13 protein-coding genes are annotated in these 12,482 nt (G+C 70.9%); 5 read left to right on the top strand and 8 right to left on the bottom strand.

Going from position 1 to position 12,482, the window contains the following annotated elements; genetic code table 11:
* Nucleotides 1-347: GntR family transcriptional regulator (locus tag I7X39_RS19070; protein ID WP_198112763.1), on the bottom strand; the 347-nt coding region annotated here is incomplete at its 3' end.
* 82 nt (nt 348-429) lie between these two features.
* On the opposite strand from I7X39_RS19070, the gene I7X39_RS19065 reads away from it, so the two are divergent.
* Entirely contained in the window at nt 430-849 is a 420-nt protein-coding gene (locus I7X39_RS19065) for a nuclear transport factor 2 family protein (RefSeq protein ID WP_198112762.1), read from the top strand.
* On the top strand, nt 846-1,289 hold the full coding sequence (locus I7X39_RS19060) for a GNAT family N-acetyltransferase (RefSeq protein ID WP_198112761.1): 444 nt from the start codon (nt 846-848) through the stop codon (nt 1,287-1,289). Before I7X39_RS19065 ends, I7X39_RS19060 begins: the two co-directional genes overlap by 4 nt.
* A 10-nt stretch (nt 1,290-1,299) precedes the next feature.
* On the opposite strand, the gene I7X39_RS19055 is transcribed toward I7X39_RS19060, so the two are convergent.
* Genes I7X39_RS19055 through tsaB form a run of 7 tightly spaced genes read right to left on the bottom strand, consistent with a single transcriptional unit; the run spans nt 1,300 to nt 8,079 of the window.
* Entirely contained in the window at nt 1,300-1,761 is a 462-nt protein-coding gene (locus I7X39_RS19055; RefSeq protein ID WP_198112760.1) for a hypothetical protein, read from the bottom strand.
* 8 nt (nt 1,762-1,769) lie between these two features.
* Nucleotides 1,770-2,858, bottom strand: a complete 1,089-nt coding sequence (locus I7X39_RS19050) for an ABC transporter substrate-binding protein (RefSeq protein WP_198112759.1) — start codon at nt 2,856-2,858, stop codon at nt 1,770-1,772.
* A 2-nt stretch (nt 2,859-2,860) separates the two neighbouring features.
* On the bottom strand, nt 2,861-3,946 hold the full coding sequence (locus tag I7X39_RS19045; protein WP_198112758.1) for a class I SAM-dependent methyltransferase: 1,086 nt from the start codon (nt 3,944-3,946) through the stop codon (nt 2,861-2,863).
* Nucleotides 3,946-6,021 carry a putative bifunctional diguanylate cyclase/phosphodiesterase gene (locus I7X39_RS19040; RefSeq protein ID WP_198112757.1) on the bottom strand — a complete coding sequence of 692 codons (2,076 nt, stop codon included), beginning with the start codon at nt 6,019-6,021 and terminating at the stop codon, nt 3,946-3,948. The genes I7X39_RS19045 and I7X39_RS19040 overlap by 1 nt, the downstream gene beginning before the upstream one ends.
* Nucleotides 6,018-6,860: a uracil-DNA glycosylase gene (locus tag I7X39_RS19035; RefSeq protein ID WP_198112756.1), complete on the bottom strand. Its 843-nt coding sequence runs from the start codon at nt 6,858-6,860 to the stop codon at nt 6,018-6,020. Before I7X39_RS19035 ends, I7X39_RS19040 begins: the two co-directional genes overlap by 4 nt.
* Entirely contained in the window at nt 6,857-7,339 is a 483-nt protein-coding gene (rimI, locus tag I7X39_RS19030; protein ID WP_198112755.1) for a ribosomal protein S18-alanine N-acetyltransferase, read from the bottom strand. Before rimI ends, I7X39_RS19035 begins: the two co-directional genes overlap by 4 nt.
* Before the next feature lie 14 nt (nt 7,340-7,353).
* Nucleotides 7,354-8,079, bottom strand: coding sequence for a tRNA (adenosine(37)-N6)-threonylcarbamoyltransferase complex dimerization subunit type 1 TsaB (gene tsaB, locus I7X39_RS19025; RefSeq protein ID WP_198112754.1), 726 nt, complete (start codon nt 8,077-8,079; stop codon nt 7,354-7,356).
* 35 nt (nt 8,080-8,114) lie between these two features.
* On the opposite strand from tsaB, the gene I7X39_RS19020 reads away from it, so the two are divergent.
* The 3 genes from I7X39_RS19020 to I7X39_RS19010 are packed head-to-tail and all read left to right on the top strand — an operon-like array spanning nt 8,115 to nt 11,527.
* A complete protein-coding gene (locus tag I7X39_RS19020) occupies nt 8,115-9,554 on the top strand; it encodes a D-alanyl-D-alanine carboxypeptidase/D-alanyl-D-alanine-endopeptidase (RefSeq protein ID WP_232352059.1) in 1,440 nt (479 codons plus the stop codon).
* 11 nt (nt 9,555-9,565) lie between these two features.
* Nucleotides 9,566-10,660: an aromatic ring-hydroxylating oxygenase subunit alpha gene (locus I7X39_RS19015; protein WP_198112752.1), complete on the top strand. Its 1,095-nt coding sequence runs from the start codon at nt 9,566-9,568 to the stop codon at nt 10,658-10,660.
* Between the two features lie 57 nt (nt 10,661-10,717).
* Nucleotides 10,718-11,527, top strand: coding sequence for a DODA-type extradiol aromatic ring-opening family dioxygenase (locus I7X39_RS19010; RefSeq protein WP_198112751.1), 810 nt, complete (start codon nt 10,718-10,720; stop codon nt 11,525-11,527).
* Nucleotides 11,528-12,482: the final 955 nt, after the last annotated feature.

Here is a 12,482-nt window from a genome sequence, read left to right as displayed (position 1 = left end):
CGCGGCGGCGGCAGCTGGCGCCAGCGCTCGGGCTCGGCCGCCGCCAGCCGCGGCGGCACGGGCGGCGCCTGCTGGGGTTGCAGCAGGCGCGTGCCGGCGCCGGCGCGGCCTTCGATGTAGCCCTCGTCGGCCAGGCGCTCATACGCGGCCAGCACGGTGTTGCGGCCCACGCCCAGGGCCTGGGCCAGTGCCCGGCTGGGCGGCAGGCGCGCGCCGCGCTCGGCCGTCTGCAGCGCGGTCTTCAGCTGCTCCACCAGCTGCTGCGTCAACGAACGGCCGTCGCTGCGCGCCAGCCGCAGGCCGGCGCCATCGATCAACCAGGCCGCGGGTGCGTGTGTTGGCTCCATGGAATTGCTCCGTCTTGGTTCTTCATCAGAACCATCGCAATTCCTAGAGTGTGACCCTTGCTTTCTGAAGGAGCCCTGAGAGATGTGGAAATTCCTGAGCCTGTTGAGCCTGACGCTGGCCACGGGGGCCGCCCAGGCCGACCCGGCGGTGGCCGAAGCCGATGCACAGCTGAACCGCCTGATCATGGCCGGCGACGCCCAGGCCATCGCGCCCTACTACGCCGCGGACTTCGTGCTGACCGCCAGCAATGGCAGCCGCAAGGACCGCACCCGCATGCTGATGGAGGTCAGCTCCCCGGCCCTGCGCTTCAGCCTCAACCAGACCGATCAGGTGCAGGTGCGCGTGCTGGGCGACACCGCGGTGCTGACCGGTGTGCTGCACCAGATTGGCAGCTGGCAGGGCAAGCCCTTCGACTATCGCTTCCTGGTGACCGACACCTGGGTGCGCCAGGGAGAGCGCTGGGTGCTGCTGGCCGGCCATGCCAGCCTGATTCCGGCATGAGCGCCACCTTGCTCCTGCGCGGCCTGCAGGCCGCGGACCGCGCCGACTGGGAGCGCCTGGCGCGCGGCTACAAGGCCTTCTACGGCGTGCAGCCTAACGACGCGGCCTACGAGGCCGCCTGGCTCCGCCTGGTGCAGGGCGGCCCGGCCCAGGCCCTGGTGCTGAGCGACGGCCAGCGCCTGTTGGGCCTGACGCATTACCTGTTCCAGTCCTCCACCTGGGGCGAGTGGGTCTGCTACCTGCAGGATCTGTTCGTGGACCCGGAGCAGCGCGGCCAGGGCCTGGGCCGGCGCCTGATCGAGGCAGTGGCCGAGCAGGCGCGCAGCCAGGGCGCCCAGCGCCTGTACTGGCTGACCCAGGCGCACAACGCCACGGCGCGGGCCCTGTACGACCGCCTGGCCGAGTACCGCGGCTTCATCCGCTACGACTACCCCTTGTGAGGGCCTGCCTTCACTCCACCCGGCGCACCCGCACCACCTTGTTGCTGCCCTCGAACTCCATCAGGTAGCCGCCAAAGACATTGCGGCGCACCGTGACGCGAGGGCTCTGAAGGTTCAAGTAGGCCGAGCTGTCCTCATGGACCCGCCAGCTTTGCCCGTTGGCCAGGCGAATGACCTGCCCCTTCTTCCAGCCTTCGAACAAGCCGTCGATGTGACTCTCGACGCGATCGGCGCTTGGCGCCGCGGGCTTGCTGGGCAAACCAAAGTCCGCCGGGGCGGGGGCCGCAGCGGCGGGGGTGGCCGGCGCGGCGACGGGCTTGGCAGCTGGTGCGGCCAGGCCGGCCGCCCAGCGGTCGAAGCAGGCCAGGCGTTCGCGATCATCTGCCAGGCCACGGCAGCGCAGGGCCTCCTCGGTCTGGGCGGGGGCGGTGATCGGGGCCAGAGCGGCCAGGGCGAGCAGCAGGGTCTTCATGGGGGGGTTCAGCGCAGCAGCCCGTCCAGCCGGAAGGGGTAGCGCTGCAGTTGGGGGTTGTGGGCCTTGCTGTAGGGCCGGAAGTCCAGCGCCTGGATGCCTTGGGCATCGAAGCGCTGCAGATAGGCGCGTGCCTGCGCACGGCCAAACAGCATGAACATCGGGCGCTGCAGTTCCAGCCCCTCGCTGCGCGCGAAGTCATGGCCGCGGTGGTAATCGTGCAGCATCACCAGCGCCCAGGCGCCGCAAAGAAAATGGCCGCCGGCCAGCGCACTCAGCCGGCCGCTGAGCACGGACTCCATCGCCTCTTCCGAGGTGTTGATGCCCGAGAACAGCAGCTGGCGCCCGGGCTCCAGGCCGTGCCCCTCGGCGGCGCTCATGGCACCGAAGGCCATCTGGTCACTGCCGGCCCAAACGAGTTGGGGGGCCGCCCCGCGCTGCAGCAGCTGGCCCATCTGCTGCGCGGCCAGCTCACGCTTCCAGTCGCCGAACAGGGTCTGGTCGAGCACCACGCCGCGCGCCTCGGCCACGGCGCGGCGCATGCCCTCGTTGCGGGCAATCGAGACCGGGGTGGAGCGGTCGCCGGCGATGGCCAGCAGATGCAGGCGGCCGTCGCGGCCCTGCAGCCGCTGGCGGCGGCCGGCGTCGATCAGGGCCCTGGCGGTCAGGTAGCCGGCATCCTCGGCATTGGGCTCCAGGCTGCCCAGCAGCATGGGCAGGCCGCGGCGCGGCGCATAGGGCTCGTGCTCCTGCGGCAGCAGGCCGCTGAAGGCGGCAAAACTCTTGATGCCGGCGGCCTGCAACTGCTGGGCATTGCGCACCAGCGTCGTCTTCTCATTGACGAGGATGACGTAGTCCGGCCGCTGGGCGACGGGGCGCGCCGCAATCTCGGCGGCCAGGGCCACCGCGCGCTCGGGGTCACGCTCGGCAAAGCGCTGCTCGAACTGCACGCCCAGGCTGCGCGCCGCGGCCTGCATGGCCAGCCCAGCGGTGGTCCAGAAGGCCTCGTCCGACTTGCCGGGGTTGATGAAGGCGATGCGCTGGGCCTGGGCCCAGAGCGGCAGCAGCAGAACCAGCAGCAGCAGGTGGCGCTTCATGGCTAGAGCCGGTGGGAGCGGTCGCCCTCGGCAAAGCCGATGGCATCGAATTCCTGGCCCTCGACCACGAAGCCGATGACCTTGAACAGCTCGCCCATCTCATGCTCGGTCAGCAGCTTCTGCGCGTTCGCGCGCGTGCGCAGATCGGCCTGCTGCAGCAACTCGCCGATGCCGCAATTGAGCAGAAAGCGCGCCTGGGTAGTGTAGCCCAGCACCGAGAGACCGGCGTCCTGGCCGGCCAGCGCCAGGCTGGTGAAGTTGACGTGGGCGGTGATGTCTTTCTCGCCCAGCATCACCAGCGGGTTGGCGTCGGCCTGGTGGCGGTGGTGGCACATCAGCGTGCCGCCGATGCGCTGCGGGTGGTAGTACTCGGCGTCACCGAAACCGTAGTCGATCAGGAAGATCGCGCCGCGCGCCAGGCCAGCGGCCAGGGTGCGCAGCCAGGCCTTGGCCTGGATGTGGATCTCGGTGACGGTGCCGGGCACCCAGTGGCCATGGTCGTAGGGCGGGCGGCGCTCGCTCGGGCGATCGGCCCACTGCAGGCCGGCGGGGCCGACGGCCACGCCGCGCTCGTGCCAGCGCTGGCCATCGAAGTGCAGCAGCTTGACGGGCATCGCGTCCAGCACCTCGTTGCCCAGCACCACGCCCTCGAAGTGCGCGGGCAGAGCGTCCAGCCACTGCACCCGGTCGCCGAAGCGGGCCAGGCGCTGTTGCTGGCGTTCGCGCAGCGTGCCGGAGAGATCGACGATGCGGTAACTGCGCGGCAGACGGTCCTGCGCCATCAGCGTGTCCAGCACCGCTTCGGCCAGAGCCCCGCTGCCGGCACCGAACTCCCACAACACGTCGGTGCGGGTCAATTCCAGCGCCTGCAGCAGCTGGCAGGCCAGCGCCTGGCCGAACAGCGGGCTGAGTTCCGGCGCGGTGACGAAATCGCTGCCGCCCTGCGGCCCCAGGCCGAAGGTGGGCCGGCCGCTGCTGTAGTAGCCCAGGCCGGGGGCGTAGAGGGCCTCGGCCATGAAGGCGTCGAAGGGCAGCCAGCCACCCGCCTGCTCAATGCGGGCGCGGATGCGGGCTTCCAGTTCGCCCATCAGCCGCCCTCGCGTTGCCGGCACCAGGCTTCGAACTGGGTGACCGAGAGCGGCGGCGCCACCAGCTCGCCCTGCAACTCGTCGCAGCCCCAATCCTGCAGCAGGCTCCACTGCTCGCGCCGGCGCACGCCCTCGGCGCCCACGCGCAGGCCCAGGCCCTGGGCCATCTGCACGATGGCACGGGTCACGGCGCGCGCGCCGTTCTCTTGCGGCAGGCCAGCGATGAAGCTCTGGTCGATCTTGAGCTTGTCCAGCGGCAGCTGGGTGAGGTGTGCGAGTGCCGTGTGGCCGGTGCCGAAGTCGTCCACGGCGATCGTCAGGCCCAGCGCGCGCAGCTGCTGCAGGGTCTCCACCGCGCCGGCCACGTCGTCCATCAGCATGCGCTCGGTCAGTTCCAGCTGCAGCCATTCGCCCGGCACGCCCACCTCGCTCAGCACCGCACGCACGGTGTCGGCAAAGCCCTCCAGGCGGAACTGCACCTGGCTGAGGTTGACGGCGATGCGCGCCTGCGCCACGCCGCGGCGGTGCCAGTCTTGCGCCTGCAGCGCGGCACGGCGCAGCACCCATTGCGAGAGCGGCACCATCAGCGGGTGGCGCTCGGCCACGGCGATGAAGCTCTCGGGCGTCAGCAGGCCGCGCACCGGGTGGCGCCAGCGCAGCAGGGCCTCGGCGCTGACCAGGCGCCCGTGGCGCGGTTCGATCTGCGGCTGGTAGTACAGCTCGAACTCGTCGCGCGCGAGTGCCTCGCGCAGCTGGGTCTCCACCACCAGATCGTTGTAGGCGGTCAGCTCCATCGAGGGTTCGAAGAACTGGTACTGCTTGTCGCCGCGCGCCTTGGCGCCGTACATCGCGGTGTCGGCGTGCTGGATCAGCAGCTCGGGCGTGTCGCCATGCTCGGGGTGCAGGGCGATGCCGATCGAGGGCGTGACGGAGAGCGCGCGGCCCATGGTCTCCACCGGCACCTCGACCACATTGAGCAGGGCCTGCAGCACCTGGTGCACGTCCTCGGGGCCGCGGATGTCTTCGAGCAGCACGACGAACTCGTCGCCGCCGAAGCGGGCCACCTGATCGGTGCTGCGCAGGCAGGTGCGCACGCGCTCGGCCACGGTGACGAGCACGCGGTCGCCCTCCAGATGCCCGAGCGAGTCATTGACGCGCTTGAAGTTGTTCAGGTCGATGAACAGCAGGGCCAGGTGGCCGGCCTTCTGGCGGGCGCGCTGCAGGGCCTGCTGCAGGCGTTCCATGAAGGCGGCACGGTTGAGCATGCCGGTCAGTGCGTCATGGTGCGCCAGGTGATGGATGCGCGCCTGGGCGGCGAGGCGGTCGCGGATGTCGCGCACGATGTTCATGCGCAGGGTCTCGCCGCCGTACTCCATGGTGCGTGCGATCAGCTCCACCGGGATGCGCTCGCCATTGCGGTGCACGATGGCGCTCTCGTAGGCCAGTTCCTGCCGCTCCAGCATCACGCGCGTCACGCGCTCCTGCTCGTCGGGCGCCACGAAGTCCATCACATAGCGGCCCACCAGCTCCTCGCGGCGGTAGCCGATCAGCTCGCACAGCGGCGGGTTGGCGTCGGAGATGGTGCCGCCGCGGTGGAACACGATGCCCTCGACCGTGGCGTGCAGGAACTTGTCGAGCCGGGTCTCGCTCTCGCGCAGCAGGGCCTCGGCGCGGCGGTGCTTGGTGATGTCGTGGATCAGCACGAAGGCGCCGACGACCTGGCCGGCGGTGTCCATGTGCGGCAGCAGGGTGACGTCGATCCACTGCGTCTCGCCGTCGGCGCCGCGCAGCGTGCGCTCGTAGTTGGCCGCCTTGCGCCGCTGCAGCACCTGCACGACGGCGGGCTGGATGGCCTCGTGGGCCGCCGTGCCGATGATGTCGGCCACATGCAGGCCGATGATGCTTTCGGTGGTGAAACCGAAGGTCTCGGCATAGGGCCGGTTGGCGTACAGGCAGCGGTTGGAGCCGGCCTCGTACAGGGCAATCAGCACCGGCACGTTGTCCGCCACCAGGCGCAGGCGCGCCGCTTCCTCGATGGCCGCCTGGGCCTGGGCTTCGAGCTCGCGGCCGTTCAAGGCGCGGCCTCCAGCGTGTCGGCCGCCAGGCACAGGTCTTCCCAGGCGCGCGCCTTCTCCAGCGGGTTGCGCAGCAGGTAGGCCGGGTGGTAGCTCACCACCACCGGCAGATCCAGCGGCCCGCGGTGCACCTGGCCACGCAGCTTGCCCAGCGGCGCCTCGCTGCCCAGCAGCGACTGCACGGCGATGCGCCCCAGTGCCAGGATGACGCGCGGGCGGATCAGCTCGATCTGCCGCAGCAAGTAGGGCCGGCAGGCGGCGATCTCGTCGGGCTCTGGGTTGCGGTTGCCGGGCGGGCGGCACTTCACGGCGTTGGCGATGTAGACCTGTCCGGCCGGCGCGCCGGGCTGGCGGCTGAGCCGTAACGCAGCCAGCATGGCATCCAGCAGCTGGCCCGATGGGCCGACGAAGGGCTCGCCCTGCAAATCCTCCTGCTCGCCCGGGCCTTCGCCCACGATCAACCAATCCGCCGTCTGCAGGCCCACGCCCGGCACGGCCTGGCGGCGCTTCTGGCACAGCCCACAGGCCTGGCAGCTGCGGATGCGCTCTTCCAGCGCCGGCCAGTCGAGACCCGCCACGTCGGAAACGGCGGGCGCCTGCAGCGGCGCCGGTTCACGCAGCGTGTGCAGCAGCTCGGCCACGGGCACGGCGCGGGCGGGTACGGGCGCCACCACGGGCGCGGGTGGCGCGCTGACCGGTGCGATGGCCGGCGCCGCCACGGCAGGCACCGGTGTGGGAGCCGGCGCGGCCCGGCCCGGCTTGCCCGCCGCGCCCGGCCACCAGTTCAGGCCCAGCGCACCCAGCATGGCGCGCTGGCGTTCGTCCCAGCGCGGCGTCATGGCAGGGGCTCCAGGTCCAGGCGCATCACGCGCGCATCCTCGCGTTCGCCTTGCAGGGCCGGGTAGTAGCCCTTGCGCCGGCCCACCTCGCGGTAGCCCAGGTGTTCGTACAGCAGCTGCGCACGCGCGTTGCTCACGCGCACCTCCAGCCACATCTGGCGCGCGCCGCTGCGGCGCTGGTGCTCGTGCAGAGCGCGCAGCAGCTCGCTGGCCAGGCCACGGCCCCAATGGGCGCGTGCCACGGTGATGTTGAGCAGATGCGCCTCGTCCAGCACGCGCTGCAGCACGCAATAGGCCAGCAGCTCGCCGCTCAGCGGTTCGCGCAGACCCCAGAGCAGATGGCCGGCGCTGATGGAGTCGATGAAGTTGCCGCGGCTCCAGGGGTGCGAGTAGGCGGCCTGCTCGATGCCCATGAGCTCGTCCAGATCCTCGACACCGATGTCGATGCGCTCCAGGTGATGACGCAAAACCGCACCCATGGCCGCTCCGGGGCTCAGCGCGCCACGGCGGCCGCAGCCGCCTCGCGCTCGGCGGTGGTCTGGGCCACCTTGTCGCGCACATAGAGCGGCAGGGCCTCGGCGGCGTCCTTCCAGGCCGGTGCGGCCCAGGACTGGCGCGCCAGGGCGGCCAGCGCCGCCGCGCGGCTGCCGCCGGCCTGCCAGCTGGCGGCCGCTTCCGGCGCCAGCAGGGGCTGGGCGCTGCCGGTCCAGGGCGGGGTGGGCGGCCCCCAGGCCTGCTGCAGGTCCTGCGGGTTCCACAGGCCTGGCGCCTGCTCGGCCTGCCAGGCGCTGCCATTCCAGCGGTAGGGAGCGGCGTAGCACTCGCCCATGCGGGCGTCCATCGCCACCCATCCGGCCGTGAAGCCGGAGTTCTGCTGACGCGCGGCCTCGGCCACCAGGGCCAGGCTGTCCAGCTCCAGCACCGGGCGCTCCCAGCCCAGGGCCAGGCCCTGCACCACGGCGCAGACGGCACGCAGGCCGGTGAACGCCCCCGGGCCACGGCCGTAGGCGATGCCGGCCAGCTCGCGGCCTTGCACACCGGCCTCCAGCAGCAGGGCCTGCAGCAGCGGGATCAAGGTGGCCGAGGCCTGGGCGCCGCCGGGCGCGTCGCGCGTCCACGTCTGCCCGTCCGCACGCACCAAGGCCAGGGCGAGCTGGTCGGTGGCGCCATCCAGGGCCAGCAGGGCCTGGGCGGGGGCGGTTTCGGGGGACTGCGGCATAGGGGCGCCAGTGTAGGTTCCCTACTATGGGCGGCATGCGTTGCCTTGCCCCCCTGTTCGCACTGACATTCGCGCTGGCCCTCCCCCCCACCCAGGCGGCCAGCCCACCCCACCTGCCGCCCGCGGTGCAGCAGGCCTTGAAGGCCGCCCAGCTGCCGCCCGAGGCCCTGGCCCTGTGGGTGGCACCGGTGGATTCCACCCGTCCGCGCTGGCGCTGGCGCGAGGCGGCGCCACAGAACCCGGCCTCGCTCACCAAGCTGGCCACCAGCTTCGCCGCGCTGGAGCAGCTGGGCCCGGCCTGGCGCTGGAAGACGCCGGTCTGGCTGGACGGCACGCTGGAGCCCGAGCGCGGCCTCTTGAAGGGCGATCTGGTGATCCAGGGCCGGGGCGACCCCAGCCTGGTGCTGGAGCGCGTGTGGCTGCTGCTGCGCCGCGTGCAGCAGCTGGGCGTGCGCGAAATCCAGGGCGACATCCTGCTCGACAACCGCGCCTTCGCCCCCGACACGCAAGCGGCGGCCGACTTCGATGGCGAACCCTGGCGCGCCGGCAATGTCCGGCCCGACGCCCTGTTGTTCAACTACAAGGCCCACACCCTGCTCGTGCGCCCCGACCCGGCGCGCAGCCAGGCCTGGCTGCAGCTGGACACCGGCCTGCCCCTGGCGCAGGAGCGCGTGCCGCTCAAGCCCGGCCCCTGCCTGGACGGCCGCGGCCAGCTGCGCGCCAGCTGGGTGGAGGAAGCCGGCCGCACCAGCGGCCCGCTGCGCCTGGCCGGCAGCTGGCCCGCCAGCTGTGGCGAAGCCGCCTGGCCGCTGGCCGACCCCGAACCGGCCAGCTACAACGCCCGGCTGATCGAGGCGATGTGGCGCGCCCTGGGCGGCAAGCTCACCGGCTGGGTACGCGCCGGGGCAGCCCCAGCCGAGCGCGCGCCCAGCTTCGAGCTGACTTCGCCACCGCTCGCCGACGTGGTGCAGGACCTCAACAAGCACAGCAACAACCTGATGGCCGAACAGCTCTGGCTGACGCTGGCCCTGCAGGCCGGTCACGAGCCCGCCACGGCCGAGGCCGCCCGCCAGGGCCTGCGCCAGTGGCTGCAGCAGCGCCTGGGCTGGCCCGAGCAGGGCTGGCAACTGGAGAACGGTTCCGGCCTTGCACGCGGCTCGCGCCTCAGCGCCGCGCAGCTGGGCCAATTGCTGCAAGCCGCCTGGGCCAGCCCGGTGATGCCGGAGTTCATGGCTTCGCTGCCCCTCGTGGGCGAGGACGGCACCCTGCGCCGCGAGCCCGAACGCTTCGGCCCGGCTCGCGGCCGCGCCCACTTGAAGACCGGCAGCCTGCGCGATGTGCAGGCCGTAGCCGGCTACCTGCTCACCACGCGCGGCGAGCGCCTGGTCGTCGTGGCCATGATTCAGCACGAGCGCGCCGGCGCTGGCCGACCGGTGCTGGACGCCCTGCTGCGCACCCTCGCCCAGTCCCCCTGAAAGGAAGCCCGATGAACCGCTGGCAGATCCACCCCGAGGTGGCGCGCGCCGAAACCCTGGACAAAGCTTTCTACCTCGACCCCGCCCTGCAGCCCCTGCAGCACGAACGCCTGTTCGCGCGCAGCTGGCAATGGCTGGGTGACCTGGCTGATGTGGCCGAACCGGGCAGTCTGGCGCCGCGCCAGCTGCTGCCCGGTAGCCTGGACGAACCCCTGCTGCTGGCACGCGACGCCGCAGGCACCCTGCGTGCCTTGAGCAACGTCTGCACCCACCGCGGCAACCTGCTGGTGCAGGAACCCTGCCGGGCCGCGAAGCAGATCCGCTGCGGCTACCACTCGCGCCGCTTCGAACTGGACGGCCGCATGGTCTTCATGCCCGCCTTTGAAGAGGCGCTGGACTTCCCCCGCCCCTGCGACGACCTGCCGCGCCTGGACCTGCAAACCTGGGGCGGCCACGGCTATGTGGCGCTGGAAGCACCGCTGGCAGGCTTCGACGCCTTCTTCGGCCCGCTGCAGGAGCGCCTGCACTGGCTGCCGCTGCAGGACTTCCAGAGCGACCCCGCCGCCAGCCGCGACTACGAGTTCGACGCCCACTGGGCGCTCTACGTCGAGAACTACCTGGAAGGCCTGCACATCCCCTTCGTGCACCCGGGCCTGACGCAGACCCTGGACCTGGCCAACTACCGCTACGAGCTGCAGGACTGGGGCAATCTGCAACTGGCCACCGCCCGCGCGGGCGAAACCGCCTTCGAGCTGCCCGCCAGCAGCCCCGAGCACGGCCAGCGCATCGCCGCCTACTACTACTGGGTGTTCCCCAACCTGATGCTGAACTTCTACCCCTGGGGCCTGTCGCTGAACCTGGTGCAACCTGTCGGCCCGGCAAGGACGAGGGTCAGCTTCCGCTCCTATGTGTGGAAGCCCGAACTGCGCGGCCAAGGTGCGGGCGGCGCGCTGGATGAAGTGGAGCTGGAGGACGAAGCCGTCGTCATGACCGTGCAGCGCGGCCTGCGCTCGCGCTTCTACAAGCATGGCCGCTACTCGCCCACGCGCGAGCAGGGCGTGCACCAGTTCCATCGCTTGATTGCCAGGGCAATGGGCGGAGGCTGAACGGCGTCGTCAATTCCGTCGAACCGCGGCGGCGCGCTTCGGGCTCAGACTGGGCCCATGACCACCCGACTCCCGACGTATTTCATTTCCCACGGTGGCGGCCCCTGGCCCTACATGGACGGCCCCTTCCGCCGCCGCTTCGACGTGCTGGAGCGCACCCTGGCCGGCATCCCCGCCGAGCTGCCCGCGCCGCCGCGCGCCGTGCTCGTCGTCACCGCCCATTGGGAGGCGCCGCAATTCCTGCTCAGCGCCCACCCGCAGCCGCCCATGCTGTACGACTACGGCGGCTTCCCACCCCACACCTACGAGGTGCGCTACCCCGCCCCCGGCGACCCCGCCCTGGCCGCCCAGGTGGCCGGCCTGCTGCGCGCCGGCGGACTGCACGCCGCTCTGGATGCCGAACGCGGCTTCGACCACGGCAGCTTCACCACCCTTCAGCCGATCTACCCGCAAGCGAACGTGCCGGTGGTGCAGATGTCCCTGCAGCAAGAGCTGGACCCCGCCCTGCATCTGCACGCCGGCCGGCTGTTGGCGCCGCTGCGTGACGAGGGCGTGCTCATCCTGGCCAGCGGCCTGAGCTTCCACAACCTGCGCAGCTTCGACGCCCGCGGCGCCGCCGCCTCACAGGCCTTCGACAACTGGTTGCGCGAGGCCGTGCTGCAGCCCGACCCTTCAGAGCGCGCCGCGCGGCTGATGCGCTGGGCCGAAGCCCCTGCCGCCCGGCAGGCCCACCCGCGCGAGGACCATCTGCTGCCGCTGATGGTGGCGGCCGGCGCGGCTGGGGCGGATGGGGCGGTGCTGCACTATCACGAGGATGAGTTCTTTGGGGGGTTGGCGGTGTCGGGGTTTCGGTTTGGGGGTGGGTGAGCGCAGTGCTTTGATCGCGGCTCCGAAGTCGTGACCAGCTCGCACTGGCTGGAGGCCAACTACGACCGGCAGGCCGATGCTCTGGCGAGCGACCGCGCTGCAACGATCGCTGCTCGGCAGAAGGCATGCTTGAAGGCCCGCTTTTGTGCCCTGGGCCACTGACTGCGTGTTCAAGTCACGTGCTGAAATGAGAGCGAGGATCGCCAGCGATCGGTAAGCATCGTGTTGAGCCGCGAAATGACTGACCTTGAATGGCGAACCTTTTTCCTCTGCGCGGAGCGAGTCCTCGGTGAAGGCGAATTCCTGCCAGTTCGTAGCCGGTCCTGGTGCTCGTGGACGACCTTTGCACGACTCGGTACCGACGCCGGGTACTGGACCGGTGGCCTGCCTGCGGCCGAGGACGTCTTGGAGACTCACATCGCTGACGCCGGCGTTTGGGGGCAACCGTTCGCGTACTCTGACCTTGCGCACGTAATCGTCCCAAAGCAGTTTTTCTGGGAAACCGAGCCCGGGGCGAACTACCGATGCGGAACCAAGCTTCAGAACATTGGGGCGCTCTCCACCATGCTCTCGGAGATGGCAGTCCCTCATCGGATGGGAAGCCTCGTACTTGAGGTGAAGTGCTACTGACGGTGGGCCCGCGCCGCAAACGCTTCGGAAAGTCTTGCACGCAATGAGGGCGGCGATGGCGAACTGGTCGGTACGCCGGCCAAGGGCGCATTGCGACGACGGCCAGTCGCACGAACAAGCCGATCGGCGCGAATCGGCCTTTGAGCGCGACCGTTCTGCTGCAAGTCTTTTGCGATCTATGACTGGTCGGAGCCATGCGGTAGACCCCGCCGGGGCTTTCGTCCCGGCAGCCGACCTACTTTCTTGCTCGTGCAAGAAAGTAGGCAAAGAACACGCGCCCGCTCCGCTGCCCCCGGCCTGTGGCCGGGGGTTCCCTGCGCTGCTC

The sequence above is a fragment of the Inhella proteolytica genome (assembly GCF_016093275.1).
GTDB classification, from domain to species: Bacteria; Pseudomonadota; Gammaproteobacteria; order Burkholderiales; family Burkholderiaceae_C; genus Inhella; species Inhella proteolytica.
Note: the sequence above shows the minus strand (reverse complement) of the source record. Positions and strands in the feature narration are given on the sequence as shown.